We start from the raw sequence: 25283 nt of genomic DNA, 5'->3' as shown, positions 1-25283 counted from the left end.
GCGCCGTTCAATCCCGCGGCTACGTCAACGTTGGCGGTTGCGTACTCATCGCCGGACCGCGTAGCGAGCGCCGCGGCGAACCAGTCATGCTGGGCTGCGTTCACTGTGCCGACGACTGGAAACAGCGAAGGTCTTCCATTCGCAACGACACGACCCTCGATATCCAGCACCCAGATGTCGAGGTATACCGTATAGCTATCCAGGATGACCGACAGCCGCTTTGCCGCATGCGCGGCAGCCGACGCCGATCCAGTCGTCATGCAATCGACAACCGCTGCATCGGTTGCCCACCAACGCACGTCGCATGAACGTTCGTAGAGGTTGCGGTCGATCACGTCGATCATGTTCAACGCAAGGTCGGTCAGACGCCGGCCTTGTTGCCGCTCGAGCTCCGTCACCATGCGTTCGCTGATGCTGGCCAATTCCTTACCGAGTTCGCCAGTGAGTTGCCCGATCCGGCCGGACACGTTCTTGACCTGGTTTGCGACGACCGCAAAGCCGCGACCGGCCTCTCCTGCACGAGCGGCTTCGATCAACGCGTTGATGGCCAGATAGGTCGCCTCGCGATTGATCAGGTCGATATCGGCGATCTTATCCGTGGATATCTTGCGCACTTCGCGGGTCAACTCGGCGATGACCGCCCCTTCGGACGATTGACGAGGTTTTGCCTGCTCTATGGACATTTTCATATATCCCAGTTGCGTGCGAAGTGGGGAGCCCGTGGCTCCTCGCCGACTCGGAGAATTAATCGGGATTAACGGCATCCCGATACGAATACTTAAGGAAGACACAACCGATATATTGGCGCTTTGATGCGCCATTTTCGTATGCACCGACGCTGTGCATTTTTTGTTGCCCATTGCGCCGGTCGCGAGCGGCCGCGTTGGAGTTCGCCAACGTGCAATGTCACTCAAGACCAGCGTACTAATCCGCACCGGCAACCAGATAGCGTCGGGCTCCATGGCAGAGCACGTCACCGTCGATTGCGTGCAAGTGTCAGCTAAATTGCCGCTGCCGACGCCAACCCCGCTTGCTATTGCGTTTTTTTATTCGAAATTAGCAAGACCTTCTTTACAGCCTTTTTACTTGCCGCTGCATTTGGAGCACGCCTAGAATCTCAAGAACATCAAATAAAGGAGTGGCGGCTTGCGCAATCGATGTCGTCGATTTTCTGGCAGTTTCGCTGTCTGACCTGCAGGACGTCGCGCGCTCTTCTTTCAGCCGCCGTCTTGCCAGCCGGCAAACGGTGCACGTCGCAGCTAATTCCCCATACACACTTGATAGCGCCCATGCGAATGCAGCTTTCGCGCGCGTTCGCGTGGCGCCATGTCGCGGCCGTCAAGTCGCGGCTGTGCTCATTCGCACCATTTGGATTACTAGAAGCTCAATGCTCGGAGAAATATGATGAACCTAGGCCTTCTCCTTTCACAACTGCCCCACGTCCAGGAATCGCGCACCCACTACGACGCCATGCTCGCAATGCATGCTCGCGAACCACGCAAATTTGCTGCGTTCTGGCAGCGCCTTAAAGCGCTCTTCTCATAGTTTTCGGCGCTTTTTCGGCATTCATGAAAAGCCCGTATGCGAGGCAGCACAGCCGGGGGCTGCTACCCGCGGCAACCAGCCGTACGATAAACGGCTCAGTACGAATATGACCAACAGCAAAATCGTTCAACTACTTTATGTCCAGGACGACAACCGTGTCTTCGTGGATATGGCTGACGACGAAAGCAACCCGTGCTTGTCGTGCGGAGCCTGTTGCCAGCACTTCCGGGTGTCGATGTATATGGGTGAAATGGCGAGTTCGCCAGGCGGCACGGTACCGGATGAGCTCGTATCTGCCGTCAACCCAGTCATTGTCTGCATGAAGGGAACGGAGGCCGGCTATGGACGCTGCGTCGCTCTGCGCGGGGTAGTCGGCAAGCCTGGCATCCGGTGCGAAATCTACCCTCTGCGGCCGTCGCCATGTCGCGAATACCGCGTATGGCTCGAAGATGGAACACCTAATCCCGATTGTCAGCGACTGCGAAAAAATATTGGACTAGTGCCGCTGAAGCCCCGGTCCGCTGTGCCAGGTATCGCGCAGTGCTAAATGGCGGACATGGCGTGCTGCTCCTCTACGAGAGTCAACGGGCCATTTTCGCCCGTCCGCGGCGCAGCACGACGCGTAGCGTTCACGTTGCCGCGAGAGGTAGTACGATATTCAAGTCCTGTCTCCTCACGCCTTGCGTGATGTGTCGTTCCGCGCCGCGGGACCTTTCCAGACATAGGAGAACCTATGCGTGTACTGATAGTCGGCGCAACCGGACTGCTCGGCAAAGAGATCGTTCGCCTGCTTTCGCCCGAACACCAGATCATTGGCGCCAGCCGTACGGGCTCAGACCTGTCCGTCGACCTCGCAGACAAAGCCTCCATCGTGTCGATGTATCGGCAACTCGGAACCGTGGATGCCGTGATTTGCGCCGCAGGTTTGGCGAAATTCGCGCCGCTCGAAGCGCTGACGGATGAAGATTTTTCGTTCAGCCTGGCCAACAAGCTGATGGGTCAGGTCAATCTCGTCCGATGCTCCGTCGGCCATGTTACGCAAGGTGGATCCCTGACACTAACCAGCGGCATCCTGGCCCAATATCCGATGCAAGGCAGCCCCGCCGTGAGTATCGTGAATGCTGGGATCGAGGCGTTCGGCAGGTCGGCGGCACTCGAACTGCAGGGCAAGACACGGGTCAACGTCGTGAGTCCGGGCTGGGTGTCCGAAACCCTTGCCGCGATGGGCCAGGCCCGCTCTGCCGGCGTTCCCGCCGAGGCCGTCGCCCATGCGTACAAACGGAGTCTCGTCGAGGACATCACGGGCCGGGTCATTCAGGTCGCGAAGTGGTAAGCGAGGGCGGCGAGTTCAACACCGCTCGCATGACACTGGCGAGCTTTATTTCCTGGGCTGGCGCGCGGGTCGAAAACCACGACTATCACGCGACAGTTCACGCGTCGGCGCTCCCCGCCTCAACCTGACGTTTGAGCAACGTGTTCGTCCATGGGATGACCGCCTATCAGAGCCACTCAATGGACCTTGTGCTTAATCCAGTCTGTCACAACGTCTGCGATTTTCAGATTGTTTCGGTCCTGCATTAGCATGTGTGAGTTTCCGTGCATGCCCAGTTGCGTCGTCTCCACCACATCAACATGCCCGCCGGCAGCATTCACCGATGCAGCGAATGCCTTGCAAGCTGCGTAGTGCGCGGCCCAAGGGGGTGACTCAACAATGAAATCGCCATAGAGAAGCAGAATCGGAACCCTTGTGTAGGGTCTAGCGTCCACATTTGCAGCCGGGCAAGCGGTCGGCTCGACGGCCACGATCGCGGCGATTCCGTCCGCTCCTCCTGCGACGGCCTGGAACGGATAGATTCCAGACTGGGAATGGCTGATGAGTACGGTCTTTCCTAGCCGCCCGGATAGCAATCCGAGTGAAGGCACCGTGGGATTCGGCGTCGACATGGAGTAAGCCCAGTCCGGAACCATCTGTTTCCACAACTCATCCTGTGCCTCCAGCGGGAATTGAAGGCCGGGGTACGCTTCCGGATACCGTGGACCAAACCTGAAGAGCGCCCAGGCGAATTCCCGGCCGACCGAAAAACCAGAAGGGAGTGCATCGGGCGGAAGCTTGCCAGTTTTGACCGCGCCGACGGACGCTGCGTTCGCGGCAGACCGCCCTCTTGCAGCCTGGTCCACCACGTATGTCGGGAAGCCTTTTCGAACGAAGTACTCGGCCCACCCCATGCGGCCATCTGGCGTCGTCTCCCATTCCGCACCGGTCAGACAACAGCCGTGAATGAAGACCACGGACGTCGAACTCGGGTGGACAGGCACCTGGTACTGGACGTACATCTGCTCAACAGTGACTGTTCCTTTCGGGTCCGCCTGCGGCAACGTCGACAAGGTATCTGACGTGATATCCCGGCCGCCTACGAAGAAGCTTCCTTGCTTCGCGATAGTTAGAGGCTCATCAATGTCGATACTCTGCGCGAACGCCGGGCAGGTGGCCATGCACAACGCGGCCAGCGTCAACGCTCGCTTTAACTTCGCGATGAGGGACATGCGGGTCTCCTTGAATCTTCTTTTATTTCGCTACGTCCTTGCGCATCGCCACCGCGATGACCGTTGCGCCGCACGTCAGGACGAACGCTGCGAGATACGAACCGGCGCTTATCGAATGGGTGACCGCCGTCAGCGAGCCAATCGCGGTCGGAGCGGTGAGGCTGCCCAGTTGACCGATGCTCGAAATCAGCGCGATTGAACCGGCAGACGCCGTGCCCGACAGGAACGTAGCCGGAATCGTCCAGAAGATTGCGGTACACGTCAGATAGCCGATGGCCACAAGCGCCAGTCCGGCGATGGCAGGGCCGAACGACGAATGCGCTGCGCCAAGAAGCACCGCGCCCAGGGCCGACACCAGAGCACAACAGGCGAAGTGCAGGCGACGCTCGTCGCGGGCATCCGAATGCCGGCTCACTGCCAGCATGCCGATTGCACCGATGAAATACGGAACGGCGGACAACAGGCCGATATGGAAGGGATTGGCTACGCCAGCCTGGCGGATCACGGATGGCGCCCAGAAGTTGAGGACACTTCCGGCCCATGTGATGGTGAAGTATCCAAAGGCACAAACGTACACTCGCCAGTTCCTGAGGGCCGCCCCGAAGTGCGAAATCTGATGGGATGTCGAACCCGGCACGGCTTCCAGCTCGCGGACAACGATGGCCTTTTCATGCGCCGATAGCCATTTCGTCGTCTCCGGGCTATCTGGCAGATACCACAAGGCGCACACCCCAACCAGCACCGGCGGGATACCCTCCAGAAGGAACAGCCACTGCCACGCATGCAGCGCCTGCCACCCTTCTGCGTTGCTCAGAATCCAGCCCGAGACCGGGCCGCCAGTGATACCCGCGACCGCGATCCCAAGGACGAATGCGGAAAGCACCCGCGCACGATACCGGTTCGGAAACCAGGTTGTCAGGTAATAGATGATTCCCGGGAAAAAGCCTGCCTCGGCAACACCCAGGGCAATGCGGGCCACATAGAACTGCGTGGGATTACGCACGAGCATCATGGAAATGGATACCAGGCCCCACAACACCATGATTCGGGCGATGGTTCGCCGAGGTCCAATGCGGCGCAGAAGCAGGTTGCTCGGCACTTCGAACAGCACATAGCCGATATAGAAGACCCCGACACCAAGGCCATATGCAGCTTCAGTCAGCCCGATGTCGGTCTTGAACTGGAGATGGGCAAAACTGATGTTGACCCGATCGATATAGTTGAGGACATAGCAAAGAAAGAGAAACGGGATGATTCGCTTCGCTATGCGGCCGAATGTGCGCTCGACATCCGCAGGCGCCGTCGCAGCGGCGTCGACGGATGACGGCATGCCGGCCACCCGCTCCTCCGCAAGCGTTCCCTGGGGCATTTTCATTGACGTGTCTCCACTTAATAGTATTTGTGCGCGTATTCAAACAACGTATCCATTGTCCTCAATGGAGGAACATCGGCAGCTACAGACTTTGCTGCATCTTTTTCGCGGAGCCGGCCCGCTTCTCAAGCCTCTCACGCACCGGAGACAGAATCTCGTCGTTGTGCTCGCCAAGGGTTGGAGGCGCAACGACGTCCAACGGCCGCTCACCATCAAAAGTCACTGGCGAGCGCACTGTCCGGAACCGCCCCATCACCGGATGCTCGGTTTCTACAAGCAACTCGAGGTGTTTCGCCTGCGGGTCTTCCAATGCCTCGCTTGCGTCGTACATCGGCGCGTGGGGGACATCATTAACCTCGAGGCGCCGGCACCATTCTTCACGGGTGCGTGAGATGAAAATCGAGCCGAGCACTTTGATCAGTTCTTCCTGATGCTCAATCCGGCCAGCACGGTTTGAAAAACGCGGATCTTCGAGTAATCCTGGCCTCTCTATTGCATTGGCAAGCCCCGCCCAGAACTTCTCGGGTGACGACATGTGAAGTGCCAGCCATTTTCCATCGGCGCACTCCATCACGTACGACTGGGAGACGCTCGGTCGGCTGTATGGGCCCATCACCTCGCCCGCCGCATAAAAATGCGTAAATGCGTCGAGGTTGAAGTGCGACATCGCCTCGAGCATGGAGACTTCGACCTTGCGGCCAACGCCGGTGTGGCTGCGCTCATGGAGCGCGCCGAGAATGCCATAAGTCGCGTAGAAGCCGGTGAGCGAATCCGCAATTGCGGGTCCCACTACCCGCGGATTTGCCGGATTGACGAGCAGACCGAGAAAACCGCTGGCGGCCTGGGCGACCGAATCATAGGCCGGCCTTCCCGCTGCCGGTCCGGTCTGTCCAAACCCACTGATCGCACAGTAGATGAGCCGCGGGTTAATCTCACGCAGGCGTTCATACCCGGCATTGAGACGCTCCGCCGCGCCCGGCCGGAAGTTCTGGATATATATATCCGACTCGCGAATCAGTTCGTCGAAGAGAGCGAGGTCGCTGTCATTTTTTGTGTTCAGCGTTACGCTGCGCTTGTTCCGGTTATATGTCTGGTAGTGAGGGCTATACAAGCCACCCTTGAACGCACGAAACGGGTCTCCGTTTTCAGGGTGCTCGATCTTGACGACGTCCGCGCCCAGGTCGCCAAGCAGCATGCCTGCCGCAGGCCCTGTAATGAACGTTCCTTGCTCGAGGACACGAAGACCTCCGAGAACTTTTGCCATTCGCTGCTCCGAGTTTGCTATGTGCGTTGCGTACGCGATGACTGACCTGGACGTAGACCGCCTTTAAATACCCGGGACGAAACCGTCCGGCGCGTCGCCGTCGTAAACGAGTCCGTTGGTCGCCTGGTAAGAGAGCGCAAAGCCTATTGATCGCGACAGTTCCTCAGTGAGGTGCCCGATGAGCCCGGCGGTCCTGGCGAGAATGGGCACGCCTTTGAGCGCTTCCAGCGGAAAACCGACACCGAGCAGGACAGCGGGGATAGCCGCGGAGACGTTCAACATGAGCGACTTGCCGACCACCTCGGGGATCACTGCCTCAATGGCCTCGGCGATGCGGACATACTCGAGATTGGCGCCTGCCTGTTGCGCAACCTTGAAGAGGGCCGCGACACGCGGGTCACGTGCCTTATGCAGGGGATGACCGTATCCCGGTATGGTTCGCCCTGCAGCCCGATACTCACTCACCACCGCGGACGCCGCGCGCGGAATGCCGCCACTCTCTTCGGCGCGCCGACGCACCTCATCCAGCAACCGGCCACAAGCCTCTGAAGCACCGAGGATGACGGAGCCGCAACCCAGAACGCCTGCGGCAACGGCGCCCTGCAGCGCATCGGGCGCCGCGGCGAGCGTCATGCGGCTTGCCTGCACGCTGGGCACGAGGCCATGCTCCGCAATGGCTACGAGCGTCGCATTCAACACAGCGGACGCCGACGATGACGGGAGCCGGCCGGTGACCAGCAGGAAGAAGTAGTCGGTGAACGAAATCTTTCCAATGAGTTCTTCCGAAAGGTCGCGCCCGCGCACGACAATCGTTTGAGAGTTGGATGTCGAGATCGCAGTCCGGGGAATCGTTTCCTTGCCGATTTTCATCTTGATGTCCGTTTGGTCGGTGTCCGCTCGCGACGAAGTCTCCTTTCATCGCTTCAATGTGGAGCAGTTTACGACTGGCCAAGCATCGACAGAAATGGTATTTTTCACTAGCTCATAATCGATGCCATCGATAGATGAGCGTGCAGGACAACCTCTTTCGCCAGCCCATATGGAACTCCGCCATCTCCGCTACTTCGTCGCGCTCGCCGAACAGCTGAATTTCACGCTAGCGGCCGAGAAGGTGCATGTCACGCAATCCACCCTCTCCCATCAGATAAAACAGCTGGAAGACGAGCTGGGCAGCCGCCTCTTCGAGCGGGAAAGTCGAAAGGTGACGATGACCCAGACAGGCGAGGCGTTCCTTGAAAGAGCGCGCAACGCCCTTCGCGAAGTCGACGAAGGCCTGTGGTCCGTTCGAATGGCCGCTGAAGAGATGAGCGGCGTGGTGCGAATTGGCACGACGCACACCTTCAATATGCGCATCATTCCGCGATGCATATCGGTCTTCGTAGCGCGCCACCCCTCCGTGCGCGTCGAAGTGATGGAAATGTCGGGTGACGACATCGCAGAATCGCTCGCGCGCGGCGGTCTCGACATCGGCGTGACTTACAAACCGCAGAATGCCTCCGGCCTGCGATTCGAGGCGTTGTACACAGAAGAGATGATGCTGGCCGTCGGCCTGACTCATCCGTTCTCTAAACGACGCTTTGTTCGAATGTCCGAACTGCATCTGCAGAAGATCGTGCTTCTGCCCCGCTCGTTCGCAACGCGTGCACTTCTTGACGAATGCTTCCGCATGGCGAACGCTACGCCCGTTGTCGTTGCCGAAATGAACGCCATTGCACCGATGATGGAACTGGTAAGCTCGACGGACATTGCGGCAATCGTTTCTGAACATGCAACGAGGCGTGAAGACGTGCGAATGATTCCGGTCGAGAGCCCCACGCCGACGCGCGCGCCGGGCCTGATGTGGCGGACCGAGGAAAGTCGTTCCCCGGCCGCGCGAGCCTTCGCGTCAATTATCCGGTCGGTTTGCGCCGAGGCGAGCCACGACAGGCGACGCGCAAGTTCGCGCGCCGCTGCTCGAAAAAAACCGAATCAGCGCCAGGATTCAAACCCCGTTTCGAGTTAGTCTCACCGCAGACGCCACGAGAACATCAATGCAGAACGCGCCCCTATTCCATGTACTGCTCGACCATCTCGAATCGATCGACGCATCGTCGGCGGAAATCGCGCGCTTCATCGATCGCTGGCACCAGTTGAAATCTCATGAGGGTTTCCCGTGCCCGGTCTGCTACCTGCGCGGAGAAGACCATGCGCTAACCCTGCTCGCCGCGCAACCCGCGATCCAGCCGATGCTCTGCCCCGCTTGCGAGACGCTCTACAACGTGCCCATTGAAGACTGAGGCACCTTAGGGCTCGTCGCCACAGTCAGCCGGATACGCTCACCTTGACGCAGCCGTCACTGCGACCTCGTCACGCGAGAGGTCGGGTTGCGGCGAGTTGGTCCAGACAATCGACCCATTTCAGAGAGCCTCACAACCTCTGCTAACCGGTTATGTACCGCGAGGGAAGTACTGGCGCATCAGCAGGAATCCGCACGACCGCGCTGTTCAGCCACGCCTGCGGGGTGCCCTGTGAAACCGCATACGCGCCGACGTAAGGCATCATGCAAGTCGTCTGATAGAACTGTGGCGTCCAGCCTGAAGGCGCCAGAAAAATCGTCGTCGCACGCTTCTCGCTGTACGGACACGCACCGAACGTCGAGATATTCCACAGGGTCTGCTTGTAAGTGTCGTAGTCGATGTTATGGCGTTGCGAACCCGCTTGCCATCCTTCGAGCTGGATAAACGTGTTGTAGCTGCCCGCGCTGGCGTACGGATCGTTGACCGTGCGTCCGGCGAGAAACGCCAGGATCAACCCACAGTTTTCCGGCGCAAAGCTGCCGCTGACATCCAGATAGTACGTGCCGGTGATATTGGTGACGCTCGCATAGTGCGAGTTGCCCATGTCGTGCCGCGTCGGCAGGCCAGCCGAAGTGAAGAACTGATCGAACGCGCTCATGGCAACGCCCGCCGGCAGATCGTCCTTCGCACTGACGGCGACGAAATGCGCGCCCGCCGCCAGCAAGCTGGTGAACGCTGTCACGCTCGCGGCGTTCCACTTCGCACCGTCGCCGAATGGAAACGCACGATAGCCGCTGATAGCGAACACGGACGGATTGGTGCCCGCCTGCCAGGTGATTTGCGGCACCCACATGGTCAGCGGTCCGTTGCTCGCCGCGCCGCTCATGTAACGCGCGAGCAATCCGATCAGCGCCGCGTCCTGCGGCGGACAAGCCGCGTTGTTTCCTGACATGCTGCCGCCCTCGAGCCACTGTTGTGCCCATTGCGCGGCGAAGCCCGCCATCTGGCCGCCGGTGAAATCCGCCGGCTCGATATAGCCATTCGGCGCACCGTTGCCGTACGCCGTGGTGACGACGGCCGCATCGCGTGTGCCTTCGCCAAACATGCTGTTGACGAAATCCTGGCTGTTATTGCGCGCCGGTGTATCGAGCAGACCCAGCGGCACGACCCATGTACGATCGTTGGCGTTGACCGCCCGATATAGATTCAGGTAAGCCACCGAGTCGTGCCCTGGGAACGTCGTTGCATTGGCGCCCGCGATATAACCGGTCGACGCATCCACGCTCACCGTCGTCGAACCCGCTCCAGATGGATGGTTGTACGACACGCCGAAATTCACGGCGCTGGCCGTCAGGCTGAAGCGGCCGGTGCAGCCGCCCGAGCGGTTGAGCGCGCTGGCCACCATCTTTTGTCCATAGCCGATCGCGCCCGGCTGTGCTTGCGGCACAGGCCCGTCGCTGGCGGCCGCGCTGCCGAACTCGAGCGTCAGGCCGGCAGCCCAGTTCGTAAGGTTGATCGTCATCGATCGTTCCGACATGGCATCTCCTTGAGGGACCGTGAGAAACGTCGCACGGCGCAGTCGCTGCGCCGCACCCCACCACCGCGTTCAATCATCGTGATCGACTTCATGCACTCTGGTTCTTCGACGACGCGCCGTAGACGCCCCACACCGTATAACCGGTGACGAGGAAATAGCCGCCCGCGATATACGCGGCGATCGCCGCCTGCGAGGTTGCCTGCTGCTTGAGCGTGTCGACCGCGCCGTTGATCACGCTCGAGACCCGCACGATCGCCTTGTCCGACGCGCTGACGGCGGTAGACGCCGGCCCGGCATTGGCCGCTTTCACGCCGCTGAACGCACCCGAGAGCGCTCCCGTGCCGAAGCCCTGCGCCGAGCTGAGCAGCAACTGTCCGACCGTTACCTTCTGGCCGGAGACGGCGTCGGTGAGCAGGGTCGAGACGTCCTTGCCGATCATGCCGGCTGTCGCCTTCGTCAGGGCTCGGAACGCGACGCTCGCCGTGGCGCTCATCCCCTGTGACAAACCCAGCGTGGCCGGCATCGTGGCAAGCCCGCCGATGCCGCCGCTCGCAAACCCGGTCAGCGCACCGGTGCCCATGGCTTCGAAAAAGCCCTTGGCCGTGAAGTCCCGGCCGTGCTGGACGTCGTACTGCAAGCCGCTCGTGCCGGCGCCGCTGATCGCGCTGGTGGTCGCGCTCCACAACACCGAGGTGGCGTTCTGCGCGACGACCTGCGCGGTCGTGAGCGGCGCGGCCGCCTCGACGCTGGCACTCGCGCCGGCCGCGACCTCGGTCGCTCCGGCCGCCGCCCCTTCGACCGCGACCTCGCCCGCCGCGGCGCCCGCGGCCGCACCGGCCGCTTCACCGCCCACGGCCACCGCGCCGGCTGCGGCCTCACCGCCGAGTGCCGCTCCCGCCAGCGCACCGTCGGCCGCCGCGGCCGCCGGTGCGGCGGCGCCGAACGTCACGAAGCTCAGTGCGATGCCGGCCGCGATCACCGCAACCATCGCCGCACCGATGCCGATCTGCGCCCATAGCGAAATGTTGCCGCTCGGGTCGACCATGTTCAGCGGGTTATTGCTCGCGAACACATAAGGGCTCGCAAATTGCCGCGCCGGATCGGGCGTGACGAAGCGCAGCAGCGCCGGGTCGTAGAGCCGCGCGCCGAAGTCGTACAAACCGAGCGTCGCGTCCCACGGCTTGCCAGCGTACTGGAACAGCCAGCTCGGTGCGCCGCTGCCCGCTTCGCTCAACAACCCGCCGAACGGCAGATAGTCGAAACTGGCAACCAGTGCGCCGGCTGTGTCGGTCACGGCCCAGACCGTGTTCTGATGATCGGCGATCGGATACTTCAGGGCGCCATCGTGCACGGCGGCGAGCCCGTTGGCCCCCCAGATGCAAACCTGCGGCGTGCCGTCGTTCCAGATCACGAGCGGCGTGTTGCCCGCGCCCTGGAAACTGATCTGCAACGCGCTGCCCTGCTGACGCACCACGCGCTGATTGTTCAGGCCGCGTGCGTAGCGAACCACGTTCGAGCCGTTCGTCACGGCGGCGACCGTGCCGAGCGCCGGGTCGTATTCCATGCTCAGGCCGCGCCACTGATCGGGTTTGCCGTCGTTGCGATAGTGGAACGTGACGCCCTCCCCGTCTGCGAGCGTCGCGGTGTCGAGCCGGTCGGTGCCCGCGCTACAACTCGCCGAAAAGGTCGCGCCGTCCTGCGTGGCCTTCCAGATGTTGCCGTTCGCGTCGTACTCCGTCACCGCCTGATTGCCGCGGCCGGCGTTGGCCACGACCGCCGTGTTGAAGCGTTGCTGGCCGTCGTACGTGTACGCGACCGAACGCGTGTCGCTCAGCGCGCTGAAATTGAAGGCGGTGTCACGGCTGGCGATCTGCGAGTCGGGCGTATACGTGTAGTTCTGGCTGAACACCGTCTTCGTGCCCACGCTCGCCTGGTGCGTGAGGATGCTGCCGGGCGAGTCGTAGCCCCACGCGTCGGCTAGCACGCCGCGTTGTGCGGTTTGCAACTGGCCGTCGGCGGTCCATGTATAGCTTGCGATCGCGGCCGGCGTGCCGGGCACGCCGATCGCGGTGATTTGCCCCTGATCGTCGTACGTGTAGACGATGCTCGGCAATGGACTGCCCGCCGGCAGATCGATCTGCGTGATCTCGTTCAGCGCGTTGTAGTGATAAGTCGCGCTGGCCGACAGTTGCGCGGCGCCGGACACATCGAGACGCGTCGTCACGACACGGCCCAAGGCGTCGTAGACCCATTGCTCGTCGACGGTGCAGTCGCCGAGGCCGCGTGCGGATGCCGGCGCCGGATTGTAGGTGAGCGCGCGCGTGAGCTTGCCGAGCGCGTTCGGGTCCGTGCCGTCGCCGTCGTAGCTGTAGACACGCGCCGCGGTTGCGCCATCGCTCGCACTCGGCCACGCGAGGTTGTCCACTTCCGCGGTGAGTTTTGCGGCGTCCCATGCGCCGGCTACGACGCCCTCCTCGACGATGCGGCCGAGCGCGTCGTAGCGGGTATAGAGGAAGTAGTGCTCATCGCCGTCGAGCGGCACCTGAACGAAGCGCGACTGGCCCTTCCCGTCGAATAGATACGACGTGTTGCCGGTATCCGGATCGCTATAGACGCTTGGCTGGCCCAACGGATTCTGCAAAGTCGTCCGTACGAATGCGGCCGGGTCGGACTGCGGCCCGTTCGTGAACGCATTCGGCAATTTCATCGTGCCGAGGATCCCGGCCGTGCCGGCCGCCGCGTCATAGCTCGGGCTCACGGTGGTTTGCCCGGCGTTGCTGCCGTCGGTGGCGAGTTGCACGGTGGCCACCGCGCGCTTGGCCGTATCGACGAACTGCCGTCCCTGGTAACCGCCGGGCGTGGTGGTGAGCGTCGCGAAATATTGGCCGGCTTGCACCGGATCGTTCGCGGCACTTGCCGTATAGACGGTGCGGGTCGTTTCGCGCTCGGCGGGACTCGTGGTGTTGACGTCGTGAATCGACAGTTGCAGCCCGGGCTTGCCGCTTTCCACGATGCGGCCAAGCGCCGAGCCGCCGTAGCGCAGTCCGTTGTACGGATAGTTCTGGTCGTTCGAACGCTTGACCGGCCCGTCGGATTGGCCGGCGTAGTACGCCGCGACGTCGCCTTCCATCTCGCAGGTGTTTTGCAGCGCGGCGAGGAAAGCCGGCACGTCGACGAAGCTCGAGCGGTATTGCAGCGGTGCGAACGCCGCGCCGCTGCCGAACGTGCCGGGCGCAATGCGCGTCAGGGCGAGTTGCCGGTCGAGCGCGTCGTAGACGACTTCCATCACGCGGCTGTCGGTCCCCTGCAACTGATGCACCTGGCGCTGGCGTGCGGCGCCGTCGGTATAAGACTGGCCGATGCGCGGATTGGCGCCCGCCATCAGATTGACGATCTGCAACGCGTTCGGCCCGGTGGAGAACGTCAGGCCTTGCGACGGCGTCGCGGCGCTCGCATGACTGAACAACAACTGGCCGTTGCCGAAGAACAGCACGGCGCCCGGCACCATGGCGAGTAGCCATTGGGTCGCCAGATGCGGCGGGGTCGCCAGCGGGGTTTGCACGGTTGTGCCGCCCGCGCCGGTCCATTGCCAGCCGGATCCCGGAGTCCAGCCGATCTGCTCGCCGGCGCCGAACTGGAACGCTATCGTGCCGTTGCCCAGCGTCGCCGGCGGCACCATCTCGATGAAGAACACGACGGCCGGTGCGGCGTTCGCGGCGCCTTGCCAGACCAGCGAGTCGGCGGCGTTGCCGGTCTTGCTCAGCACGCCGTCCGCGGTGCTCCACAGGCCCGGATTACCGGGCTGCCAGCGGGTGCGCCACTGCGCGCCGTCGAGGAAGGTTTCCGCGTGGCCGCCGTCGGCCATGTGCAATGTCAGTTCGGCATTCGGACTGGCGTTGTTGAACGCATCGTCGGATGCGCCCTGGCGCGACAGGAAGCGCACGTCCAGTTCCTGCAACTGACCGTCGCCGCCGACCGCCCCCAGCGGCCGGTTGTACGCGTCATAGAGCGTGAAGCTCACGTTGCCGCCGGCGTTCATCGTCGCGCGCAGCAGACGCGTGTCCGCGTGCCAGCTTTGAACCGTGACGTCGGTGCCGAACGGCGCGAACAGCACACTGTCCACCAGCACATTGCCGCTGCCGACATTGGCAAGGCGCAACGCGATGCTGCTGGTGCCCGCAGCCAGCGCGACCGACGCGCTCAGATACTGCCATTGCCCTTGCGTGTCGACGAACGCGAGGTGACTCTTCTGTGAGCCACAGTCGATGTCGATGCCCGAGCCGTCGGCGTCGTAGCCCGCGGGCGTCTGATAACGCACGGCCAGCAGATAGGCCGTACGCCCTGCCGCCGGCGCAACCGTCACGCTTGCGCTCGCACCTTTCGGTACGCTCAGGCTGCGGGTGCCGAGCCACGCGTTGGCCGTGTCGAAGGTCGTGCCCGTAAGTGTCCAGCCGCTCGCGTCTTCGTAGGACTGGAAACCGTTCCAGGCGCATTCGGCGAGCGCCGCGGCCTTGAATGTCGCCACCGGCAAACCCAGTGCGGTGCCGAACAGCGTTGCGCATAACGTCCCGGCGCCATCCGCCTGCTGCAAGACGGTGCCGTTGGCCGCGCGCACCAGGTTGCGCGTCGTGCATTGCCAGTCAGCGGGTGTTTCGCCCGGCGCATAGGTCGAAAATGGGAACGCGGCGGGTCCGCCGGTCCAGCTGAAGTCGGCTTCTTCGGCGGGCGTCAGCACGTCGTCGCCCCATAGCGTCGGCCAGTTGCTCAGCGCCGTGACCGCCGACGATGTCGTGACGCCGGCGTTGGTCGAGCTTTGCGCCACCAGGCTGCTGACATCGCTCAGCACGCGGCTGGCCGGGTTGACTTCGCACGCGTACACATTGGTCTGCACGTCGGTTTCGAGTTCGCCCGCGCCGTTCATCGTCGTGCGGGTGACGCTCGCCGGCTGTCCCGTGTAGGTGTACGGCAGCCCTTGCGGCGCGTACACGGTCGCCTGCCCCGAGGCGACGCCGTCCGTCACCGCGTTCTGCGCGGTCTGCAGGACATACGCGCCATAAAGCTGAACCGGCGCGGCATGCGTATCGGTCGGGTCGCCCGCGCGCATCACATACGCATTCCATTCGTTCTCGACGCTGCTCAGGGTCGTGCCCGATGCATCGCAGGTCACGACGCTGTGCAGCAAGCCGTCGAGCATGTTGTAGTAATCGTCGGGCGCGACCAGCTGGTTGCCGTTCAGGTAGCAACTCGTCACCGAACCATTCACCGGATTTGCGCTGCTGCCGCCCGGGTACACGATGCTCTCGAAATATTTGACGACCTCGCCGCTCGCATCGCACGCGGCGCTCGCGGTGTTCTGCGCATAGCAGGTGGTCGAGCTTTCCGACAGGCCGTCGTCGATCGTGATGCTGGCGACGGGCCAATCCTCGATCGGCCCCTGGATCGCGTCGCCCGCGTAGCGATGCAGATTGACGCTGGTGGCGTCGTCGAGATCGCTCGCGGTGTCCGGGTACGTGAAGAACGCCGAGGCTCCGCCCGGATACATGCCCTGTCCCGGCAAATCGTGCTCCTGCGCCGTCCACATCTGCTGGCCGCCGAGCAGTTGGGCGGAGCCGGCCACCCCGCCATTGCGCAGCACCAGCGCCGACGAAGCCGTTGCATGCCCGCTCGGATTCTGCGTGTCGTACGCCGCACAGGCGATAAACGCGGGACCTTCGTTGATCACCGACGCCGCGTTCAACTGATAGCGGTTGCTCGTTCCGGCGGCCTGGTTGATCAGCGTCTGGATGTCGCCGATGCTCTGCGTCACCGCATGCGACCAGTTGGTCGCCACGCCGCGGAAAAATAGCTGCGTGCCGACGCTCAGATAGTCCGGGTTGCCGCCGCTCGCCCAGTTCGCCGTGCTCTGGTTGCTCGGCGGGACGCTCAAGCCGGTGATCGCGGTCGCCGTGTCGGTCCAGTTCGCGCTGGTGCTGTTCGCGTCGTAGCCGACCAGTTGTGCTTTCGGCGAACCGTTGCCGACGAGAATCAGCGTGCCGTAGTCCGGTCCATACGCGTAACGCTGCTCGCCGACGATCACGCCGCTTTGCGGCTTCAGGTTGCTGTTCGCGAGCCACGCGTCGCCGTCGAAGCGGATCAGGTTGCCGCCCACCGCGACCATCGCGTTGCCGATGCTCGCGGGCGCCCAACTGGTCGGATACGCGTTGTCGAATTTGTCGATGAAGGAGAACTTCGCCGGCGCGGCAAAGCGGTAGGCGCTGTTCCATTGCAGCACGAACACGTCGTAGCCCTGCTGACCGCTCGACGCGCCACCCGAGGTCAGATGCGAGACCGCCAGCAGCGACACGTCCGAGCTCAGCGCGACTGTCGTGGTATTGCTCAGCGAAAAGCCGAGCGTCGCGCTGCCGCCCTGCTGCCACGTGCCCGTCGGACTCAGATACGACAGCGTGACCTGTGACTTCATATCCAGCGTGGTGAAGTACTCGCGGCCAGCCGTGAACCACGTATAGGAGGCCGTCTGCCGGGTCGTATGCGTCCAGCTTTGGGTCGGCCAGTTCCACGTGAACAGGTCATAGGTGCCCTGATTGGCCGAGGTGCTCATCTGCGGCACGAGCACGAAGTTCTGCCCGGCCAGTGTCGAGACGTGGCCGTTGGCAATCGGCCAGTGCCAGGTCGGGCTGTTGCAACCGCCGCTGCCGCCGCCGGCAATCACTGCTGCGTCCCACTGGGCCCGGCGCGCCGGATCCTTGCGGAACAGGTGCAGATTGGTGTTGGTGCTCGTGTTGTACGTAATCGCAACGAAGTCCGCGGCGGCCAGCACGGCGACCGTCGAGAGATCCGTGCCGCCGTTGCCGTCCACCAGCAGCGGGTTGGATGGGTCCGCCTGCCAGCTGGTCCACTGTCCGTTCCAGGTGAGGATCTGCAACGACAACTGCTGCGTCGCGCTGTTGTTCCACAGCGCGACCGCATAGTCGGGACCGAACCACACGCGCGGCATCGACTGCTGCGGCATGGGCGCGGGCGCGGATAGCGTCAGCGCGCGCTCGCAGATCGGCAACTCGACCTGCTCATACGCATAGCTGGCGCTGCCGCCGGTCGGATAGACGACGCGACGCAACGCGCCGAGGTTGGTGGGCTCGCCGATGTCGAGGTTGTAGTCATAGCCATAGCCTGGCAAATTTTCTTCGGCTGGATTGAACAGCGCGAAGCCGGTGAGCAGCCGCTTGCAGGTGTCGCCCGATGTGCCGGCAACGTTGGCCACCGCCTGCGCGCCCGGGTTCGACGGGCTCGGGTCGTAGACGAATGCCAGCGAAAACAGCGTCGAGCCGTCGGTATGCGTGACCGCGATCCCGCTCAGGAACTGCGTCTCGTAACGGTCCTGGAAGCCGTTGGGCGTGATGTCCGGCACGGTCTTGTGCGGATCCGCATATTCGCGCGGGCTCTCCGGTGTCGCATTGCTCCACAGTTTCGGCTGATAGGTGAAGCTTGCAGTACGGCCGAACACGTCGGTGATACTCGTCAGATAGCAGGCCTTGGTGTACGGCTTACCGCCCACGCCGACCTGCTGTTCCGCGCCATGCGTGAGCAGTCCGCTGCCGTCGCGATCGAAGCCGTTGTAGCCGTACGAGACGAATTCGCCAAAGCGGCTATAGGCGCGCTGCAAATGCCACGCACTCGCGTATTGCTGCTGCTTGCCGGTCACGGCGCTGTTGCCTTGCCACAGAGCGAGACCGTTGTCGTCGGTCCATTGCACGGCCCATTCGATGCTGTTGCCGGCACTGACGTTGTAGCCCTGCGCGGTTTGCGCGACGCCGCCGCCGAACGACATCGTCTGCCCCGTCTCGTTGGTCACGGCCCAACGCTCGTAACGCGAGTAATACAGCACCTTCCAGAACTTGTAATTGACCAGTTGGTACGACTCGCCGCCGTCGCTGGCATCGAGCGTTTGCTGATTCAGTTGCAGAACGAATTGCTGCTGGAGTGCATCATCGTCGATCCGCCACGGGCTTGCGCTGCCCGCGATCTTCGCGCTCGCCGAGAGCGGCAAACCGCGCTGCACGAACTCGCTGCGCACGGCGGCCGGCACCGTCTGACCGTCGACCAGCGATCCCGCCAACGCGCCGGCCATGCCGAACAGCGACGGATTGGCGGGCTCGCGGATCAGTTGGCTCGACACGCCCGCCATATTGATCGAATAGGTCGCGGCTCCCGGTGTCGGCGCGCCGCCGGTGTCGAGCGTGATCGCCGATACCGGCAATTGCCAGCCCATGCCCAGCACGCCCGTCGGACGGTCGCGGTTCCATGTCATCGCCTGCTGGTGGACGTTGCTCTCGTACGGGATCGACAGATCGATCTGCAGGCCGTCGTTGCCGGTACGCCCGGGCATCGAAAACAGTGCCTGCGTAAGGTTCACGTCGCCGCGAAACAGGTTGACGCTGCTCTTGAGCACGCCCACCGTGCTGGCATCCATCTGGAAAGTACGAATGCTGGGAATCGAGGAATCAGACATGACGGCCGGCTCCGGAAAGAACGCGCGCACGCGACCGCCCGCGGCCAATGCGGGCGGCGTGAACGCGCAGGTGTAAGGAGGCGCACGCGCGTGCGCCGTTGCATGTTGCGGCGGGTTGCCTGGCCGCTGACTCAGGTGCCGACGATGAAACCGCTGACGTTACTCACGCCGTCGTCCTGCACATGGCCGGAGTTGTCGATCAGCTTCGCCGCGCCGGTAACCGTGACATCACTGCCGCTCACGCTCTGCACCGACAGACTCACTGAGAACGTTTTCACGTGATGGTCCGAGTTGTCGCGGTACTGCACCTTGTAGCTGCTCAGGAACGGCGTGTAGTGCGCGAACGGCTTGCCGAACGTGACTTTCTGCGTGTTGTTCTGCAACGTGTTGGTGCCGCGCACGAAGTTGCCGAGCGACGGGTCGCAGTTCGCCACGAGTCCCGCATCCACGGTGCCCGATACGTTTCCATGACCCGTGTCGTCGTACATATAGACCGTGCCGTTGATCGACGCGGTGTTCCCGCTCAAGGTCGTGCCGACAGCCGCGCATGCCGTCTCCATCTGGTGATCGGTGCCGCCATACGACAGGTAGTAACCGGCGAGCGCGGCTTGCAGCACGTTCGGATCGGTGCCGGGAATCGTGATCGGCGAACTCGTCCCGCCGTTGACGATGCCGGAGACATTGCCGAGCTTCAGATTGGAATCGTCGACGCCGACCCACGCGAGCGCGACGACATTGACATAGGACGAAGCCGGATCGAGGTTGTTTCCGCTTGCATCGACCATCGTCGCATGCGCCGTGATGGCGAGGGACGATCCCGATTGATTGACGCTCAGCGAGACCGATATCGTCTGCACGTGATGGTCCGTATTGCCATAGCTCAACGAAAAAGCCGAGATGCCGACCATACGTTGCGTAATCTGGTCGGTGAAGTTGAAGGTGTTGGTAGCACCGGGTTTGATCTGGGCACTCTGAATCTGCAGCGGCATGATATTGCTCCCGAATTTGAATACGCGCGGACAAAGCCAGTCCCTGCCATGGCGATTTATGCGCCTTGGCTTAACCAGCCATTTTTAATAAAAAAAGGAACCCCTTTCAGTAAAAGACTGAAATAAAACCCAACGTACTTTTATTTAAAAATTTAACATTCCCGCTAAATCAGAATCCAAAAAACAAAATCTCTCCCAGACTCCAATGAAGGGAATCGGATTGTCTGATTTTGAAGAGCGAAAGCGCAGACCGCACCCTCGCGTACGAACGGAAATGCCCGTCCCGCGGGCCTGATGCCCCCGGTATTCGATGGCCTCCTACAGAACCTCGGCACTCTGAGCGGCCGATAGCCGGATTGCGTCTAAATTGCTGTTATGCGACTCAGTATGGTTGATGGCAACAGGAAATTCAATGTTCAGACCAATTCCGAAAGGCGTTGCCATCAAAAAAAATCGTTTCACTCAGGCGCTGGTTCGGCGGGTAAGGAAAATCACATTCCCAATTGAAAGAGAGACAATTTCAGTCGATTAGCACAGTTTGACGTTTGGCTATCGGGCATCGATGCAAAGCGGATCAACCGGGCGCGTTGTGCCTTGATTGTGCTCGGGTTGTGATGAGTGCGAGCCCGCACTGAATAAGCTGAAAGCCTTTCGTCGGAGCGGATATGTAGGACAATATGTTCCGTCAGCAGCGCACTCCGCACTCTACCGTCCAGCACACATACAGATTGGATGGTTAGCGACGCCGATACACCCAGAAGACAGAACATCAACCAAACGGGTCAGAATGGACAGCTTGCTTATCGGGCCGGCAACACGCAAACAGGCCGTTTTCGCAGGTACATTTGCGTCGCTTGTTCTGCTCACCTTCGTGATCGCGGGTCCGCGCGCGCACCAGACGTTGCCGGCAATCACTTCCTTCATGCCGATGTGCGCACTCACGGTGTTCACCATGTCGGGAATCGCCGCGTTCCTTCTCGGCGCCCGCTTTGCCGTGACGCAACAACCGATGATCGGCGCGCTCGGTGGCGCATACGCATTCACGGCGATCACCGTCGCTTTGCAACTGCTGATGTTCCCTGGCATTTTCACGCGCACTGGCCTGTTCGGTGCCGGCGCTTACAGTGCGGCGTGGATGTGGGTTTTCTGGCATGCGGGATTCCCGCTGCTCGTCATTGTGGCAGCGCTCATTCGCGACCGCTTTCCGGGCAAGTCGATCGAACTGCCTCATATCGACTTCTGGACCTGGGCGCTGATCGGTGTTCCAACCGCGCTTGCCGCCGCGCTAGGCGTCCTCGCTGTTTATGCGGATCTGTCGGCGCCTTTTCATATGGCGCCCGAAACGGGCGTGCTCTCAGGCGGCCGAACCGCGGTCGTTATCTGCTCGCTCGACGTTCTGGCGATCGTCGTCGTTTTGATAAAAGGGCGACTGCGGACGGTGCTCGATCTGTGGATCACCATCGCTCTGCTGGCGTCGTTCGTGGACGCTACCCTGAATCTGCTGAGCATCGTTCAGTTCACGCTCGGCTGGTACGTCGCACGGGTCTTCAGCATGCTGGCTCCCGGCGTCCTGGTCTGCGTCCTGGTCTGGGAAGTCACTGTTCTCTATCGCAAACTGTCCGAGGCGCACACGACTCTGTTGCATACCTCCATACGCGATGCCCTGACCCGCGTTTATAACCGTAGCTATTTTGACGACCAGTTTCGCAGGGAATTCGAGCGTGCGACGCGCAACCGTCAGCCGCTCTCGCTCGTCATGGTCGATGTCGACAATTTCAAAGACTACAACGACGCTTTTGGTCATCTTCGTGGCGATGCCTGCCTTAGGGTGATTGCGGGCGCGCTGGCAGGAACCGCGCGCCGGCCAGGCGATTTCGTCGCCCGTTACGGCGGTGAAGAGTTTGCGCTCGTGTTACCCGACACGGGATTGAGCGAGGCATCGGCGATTGCCGAGCAGGCCAGGCTCGCAGTCATGGACTTAGGATTGACAGCGCCGATACCCGCCGGTCAGATCACCATCAGCGCCGGGTGCGCGACGACTATTGACCCAAACACACTGGGCACGCCCAGCGCACTCGTTCACGCAGCGGATGCCGCGCTTTACGACGCAAAACGTGCAGGACGTAATCGGGTTCAGTCCGTCACGTCGCTGCCGTGAAGCGCGACTGTCTGTTTCAGGGCCAACTGCTCAAGCGATACTATCCAGCAGGTCCAGCAACGCGTCGCCGTCAACAGGCTTTCTGAAGAAACCCAAGGCGCCTCTTTGCAGATAGTAGTCTTCCGTATGCCCGCTCGAGTTCCCGGTGATGATGATGACGGGTGTAAGCGCGTTCGAATGAACTGTTCTTTCGAGTACTTGAATACCGTCAATGGGCCGCATTCCCAAGTCCGTGATAACGCATACCAGACCGGAGCAACCATCGGAAAAGAAATCCAGTGGCGATTCGTAGACTCGTACTCCATACCCGCCAGACGCAAGCAGGTTCGCAAGAGACGTCAAAACGCGCCGGTCGTCATCAATTATGGCGACGGTCCGAACCGGAGGCGTGGGCATTTTTTTCTCCGCTCATCGCTTCTCACGAAGAATTAATCGACCTCAGACATCGGACGTGGTTGTCAGCGATGCTTCGAGTTGCAGTTTGCTGGCCTGCCTGACGAGAGTAGCAAATGAATCCGCCTGCATTTTTCTCATGATGTGGCCGCGATGTACCTGCACGGTGTATTCGGTGATGCCAAGAATTGCTGCCGCCTGCTTGTTGAGCAGACCGCTTGCGAGTAACGGCAAAATCTCCTGCTCGCGAGGCGTCAGCGATTGATAGAGAGCCCAGAGTGTCGTCGCGTCCTCCGCCTCCTTGCGAAGCACGTATGCTCTCGCGAGAGCCGCATCGACCGCGCCCATCAATGCGTCTTCATTGACGGGCTTGGTGAGGAAATCAACTGCCCCGCCCTTCATGGCAAGGACCGCGGACGGCACATCTCCTCTTCCCGTAATGAAAATGACAGGAATTCGCGAGTCCGTGCGTACCAGCTTCTGGACTTCCAGGCCATTCATGTCTGGCATGCGCATATCCAGGATCAGACATGCAACGACATTTTTTTGACGCGGCGTGTCCAGAAACTCTCCACCGGAGCTGAATGCCTGAACGTTTCTTCCGTTTGCGCGCAGCAGTGCGGAGAGTGCTTCCCGCACCCGTTTTTCGTCGTCGACCACGTAGACCAATTCGCTTGCGGATTCCATGGAACCCCTCGGTGGTTAGGTGAAAGTCCCTCCTAACTTCGGCACAGCCGGGCCACGATAATCCCGCTTAATGTCCGTCTCGCGCGGTCGTGCCGACAAAAAAACCATTGCCATCGGAAACGTCACATGAGACCACGGACGGCTGTGTTGTGCATCACATGAATATGTAATGGCAGCGCCCAAAATGAAGTTGTAGGCTCGGCACCCGTTGCGAAATGGCCCACAAGGTCTGTCACGAATGATCTGCAAACGTCCTTGCGTTGACGTGTGCCTGAACCATCCCCGCACGGTCTGGCTGCGCAAATGCGGGCGCTGGTCAATGAATGCCCAGGTGGAAAGGCTTACCTGACGAGCCGACCGGCGATACCGCCCACCCTCGTCAACGTGCTGTCGCGTTCGACCGCTCTATCGGAAGACTGAAGCTGAAGGTTACGCCGCGGGACACATTGCGCACGGCCCAGATCCGGCCCGCGTGTGCCTCGATGATGGACCGGCAGATTGCCAGCCCCATGCCCATTCCTGTTTCCTTCGTGGTGAAGAACGGCTCGAAGATCTTCTTGAAGTCCACCTGTCCCGAACCATGATCCTCCACGTCGACCACCACGTTGTCCGCATCGCGACGCGAGCGAATCACTAGCAGCCTCGGCCGTTCCTCCGTTGCCGCCAGCGCTTCGATCGCGTTGCGCACGAGGTTCACGATCACCTGCTGGATCTGCACCGCGTCCGCGCTGATCTTCGACACGTCTTCGCCCAATATTGTCTCGAGCGAAACCGCGCTGCGCTGGATGTCGTCGGCCATCAGCGTGCATACCTGAAGAATCAGCTTGTTGATATCGAGTTCGACCTTCTGTGGAGCCGTGTGCCTGAAGAGCGCCCGAATGCGGCTGACCACGTCCGCTGCGGAATTCGCGTCGCGGAGCAACTGCTCGGCCGAATATTTGGCTTCGTCGATCCTGGGCGGCGTTGCGGCGAGCCATCGCACGCATGCGCGCCCATGCGCCACGATGGCCTGGAGCGGCTGATTGAGTTCGTGAGCGATGGAGGCGGACAGCTCGGCAACGGCCGCGAGCCTCGACGCCTGCGCGAGTTGCTCCTGCGCATCGTGCAAGGCCTTCGACAGTTCCGCGCCGTCATCGATATCGACGTCGAGGCCGAAGAACTTCATCACCTGCGCGCCGGCCGCTTCAGTACCGCGCTGCTCTCGAGCGTGGCCGACTTCGAGCCTTGATAGCAGGTCCGGCTCATCCGATAACTGCTCGAGGAGCGCGACGAGATGGTGCCGTACACTTTCGGATCGGCGCGCGCCCTCCTCGATTGCGATGGCCAATTCCGCCCACCGCGGTTGCCGATAATGTTCAGCCAGATAGGCCCGGACAATGATCTGCGCAATGAAATCGAAATGATCGAGCAGATACAGCGAGACGTCGGCCAGAAGTTCCTTGGCAATGCGCTCGTCCAACTCGCCCAACGCGATGTACGTGCTCCAGGTTTCGCGCAACCCGAGGCGCAGCGCCTGAAGGAGGCTCTGCAGCGGCACGCGCTGATGCTCACGTCTTTGGCTGATTTCCCGGAAAGCGTCCATGTCCTGTGCCGATGGAGGTTCGCCCGACAACAGCGTCTCGAACCATACTTTGGCCGACAGCGCGACGGATTCGTGAACGTCCCGTTTCGCTGCCGGCGCGAGCAATTTGTATCCATCGAACTGGGTCAGTATCGCAAGCGTGCGTTCGACGACAAGCGTCAGATCGGCTGCGATGGACACGGTTTTTTCCCGCAAGTGATTGCTGATCTTTGGAACTTTGGCTAACACGGCTATATATCTATCAGTAGCAGGCGCGCGATTTCGACTGACAAGGAACGCCGGCGCAGCGATGTTGACGGCTGCGCGCCGACCGGTTCCCGCCTGGCACTCTGCAATGCGATTCGAGGCGGCGTATCATGTGGCAAAAAACGAGTCGTTCCCGGCGAAGCGCCAGTGAGCCGCCCGGCAGTGATCGACAAGCGCGCTGCCT

The 25283-nt window shown here is 61.6% G+C and carries 17 protein-coding genes; 6 read left to right on the top strand and 11 right to left on the bottom strand.

The window, feature by feature from the left end; translation table 11 throughout:
• Window positions 1–683: methyl-accepting chemotaxis protein (locus P0D80_RS29130; RefSeq protein WP_408288742.1), on the bottom strand; the 683-nt coding region annotated here is incomplete at its 3' end.
• Between the two features lie 220 nt (window positions 684–903).
• Between P0D80_RS29130 and P0D80_RS29125 the strand changes: the two genes are divergently transcribed.
• The 3 genes from P0D80_RS29125 to P0D80_RS29115 all read left to right on the top strand — a co-directional run bounded on the left by P0D80_RS29125 (window position 904) and on the right by P0D80_RS29115 (window position 2878).
• A complete protein-coding gene (locus P0D80_RS29125; protein WP_408288727.1) occupies window positions 904–1113 on the top strand; it encodes a hypothetical protein in 210 nt (69 codons plus the stop codon).
• A gap of 538 nt (window positions 1114–1651) precedes the next feature.
• Window positions 1652–2092 carry a YkgJ family cysteine cluster protein gene (locus tag P0D80_RS29120; RefSeq protein ID WP_408288722.1) on the top strand — a complete coding sequence of 147 codons (441 nt, stop codon included), beginning with the start codon at window positions 1652–1654 and terminating at the stop codon, window positions 2090–2092.
• A gap of 186 nt (window positions 2093–2278) precedes the next feature.
• On the top strand, window positions 2279–2878 hold the full coding sequence (locus tag P0D80_RS29115; protein ID WP_408288719.1) for a short chain dehydrogenase: 600 nt from the start codon (window positions 2279–2281) through the stop codon (window positions 2876–2878).
• 176 nt (window positions 2879–3054) lie between these two features.
• Here the strand turns inward: P0D80_RS29115 and P0D80_RS29110 are convergent, their stop codons facing one another.
• The 4 genes from P0D80_RS29110 to P0D80_RS29095 form a co-directional block, all read right to left on the bottom strand.
• Window positions 3055–4089, bottom strand: coding sequence for an alpha/beta hydrolase family protein (locus tag P0D80_RS29110; RefSeq protein WP_408288716.1), 1035 nt, complete (start codon window positions 4087–4089; stop codon window positions 3055–3057).
• Between the two features lie 22 nt (window positions 4090–4111).
• Window positions 4112–5464: an MFS transporter gene (locus P0D80_RS29105; RefSeq protein WP_408288713.1), complete on the bottom strand. Its 1353-nt coding sequence runs from the start codon at window positions 5462–5464 to the stop codon at window positions 4112–4114.
• Between the two features lie 79 nt (window positions 5465–5543).
• Complete coding sequence (locus tag P0D80_RS29100; protein ID WP_408288710.1) at window positions 5544–6725, bottom strand: CaiB/BaiF CoA transferase family protein; 1182 nt, start codon at window positions 6723–6725, stop codon at window positions 5544–5546.
• Between the two features lie 63 nt (window positions 6726–6788).
• The gene (locus P0D80_RS29095) at window positions 6789–7595 is read right to left on the bottom strand and encodes a citryl-CoA lyase (RefSeq protein WP_408288707.1); all 807 of its coding nucleotides are present in this window, start codon (window positions 7593–7595) and stop codon (window positions 6789–6791) included.
• Window positions 7596–7764: 169 nt separating this feature from the next.
• On the opposite strand from P0D80_RS29095, the gene P0D80_RS29090 reads away from it, so the two are divergent.
• On the top strand, window positions 7765–8727 hold the full coding sequence (locus P0D80_RS29090; protein ID WP_132377133.1) for a LysR substrate-binding domain-containing protein: 963 nt from the start codon (window positions 7765–7767) through the stop codon (window positions 8725–8727).
• 28 nt (window positions 8728–8755) lie between these two features.
• On the top strand, window positions 8756–9001 hold the full coding sequence (locus tag P0D80_RS29085) for a hypothetical protein (protein WP_408288704.1): 246 nt from the start codon (window positions 8756–8758) through the stop codon (window positions 8999–9001).
• Between the two features lie 142 nt (window positions 9002–9143).
• Here P0D80_RS29085 and P0D80_RS29080 read toward each other — a convergent pair whose 3' ends face one another.
• The 3 genes from P0D80_RS29080 to P0D80_RS29070 all read right to left on the bottom strand — a co-directional run bounded on the left by P0D80_RS29080 (window position 9144) and on the right by P0D80_RS29070 (window position 20033).
• Complete coding sequence (locus tag P0D80_RS29080; protein WP_408288701.1) at window positions 9144–10538, bottom strand: hypothetical protein; 1395 nt, start codon at window positions 10536–10538, stop codon at window positions 9144–9146.
• Between the two features lie 88 nt (window positions 10539–10626).
• Entirely contained in the window at window positions 10627–19044 is an 8418-nt protein-coding gene (locus P0D80_RS29075; protein WP_408288698.1) for an RHS repeat domain-containing protein, read from the bottom strand.
• A 131-nt stretch (window positions 19045–19175) separates the two neighbouring features.
• Window positions 19176–20033: a hypothetical protein gene (locus P0D80_RS29070; RefSeq protein WP_408288695.1), complete on the bottom strand. Its 858-nt coding sequence runs from the start codon at window positions 20031–20033 to the stop codon at window positions 19176–19178.
• A gap of 787 nt (window positions 20034–20820) precedes the next feature.
• Here P0D80_RS29070 and P0D80_RS29065 point away from each other — a divergent pair.
• Entirely contained in the window at window positions 20821–22191 is a 1371-nt protein-coding gene (locus P0D80_RS29065) for a sensor domain-containing diguanylate cyclase (protein WP_408288739.1), read from the top strand.
• A gap of 30 nt (window positions 22192–22221) precedes the next feature.
• Here P0D80_RS29065 and P0D80_RS29060 read toward each other — a convergent pair whose 3' ends face one another.
• The 3 genes from P0D80_RS29060 to P0D80_RS29050 all read right to left on the bottom strand — a co-directional run bounded on the left by P0D80_RS29060 (window position 22222) and on the right by P0D80_RS29050 (window position 25033).
• Window positions 22222–22587, bottom strand: coding sequence for a response regulator (locus P0D80_RS29060; RefSeq protein WP_408179184.1), 366 nt, complete (start codon window positions 22585–22587; stop codon window positions 22222–22224).
• Between the two features lie 42 nt (window positions 22588–22629).
• Entirely contained in the window at window positions 22630–23271 is a 642-nt protein-coding gene (locus P0D80_RS29055; protein WP_132377129.1) for a response regulator transcription factor, read from the bottom strand.
• A 379-nt stretch (window positions 23272–23650) separates the two neighbouring features.
• On the bottom strand, window positions 23651–25033 hold the full coding sequence (locus P0D80_RS29050) for a sensor histidine kinase (protein ID WP_243658285.1): 1383 nt from the start codon (window positions 25031–25033) through the stop codon (window positions 23651–23653).
• Window positions 25034–25283: the final 250 nt, after the last annotated feature.

This window comes from Paraburkholderia sp. RL17-373-BIF-A, from assembly GCF_046030175.1.
Lineage (GTDB): Bacteria > Pseudomonadota > Gammaproteobacteria > Burkholderiales > Burkholderiaceae > Paraburkholderia.
Note: the sequence above shows the minus strand (reverse complement) of the source record. Positions and strands in the feature narration are given on the sequence as shown.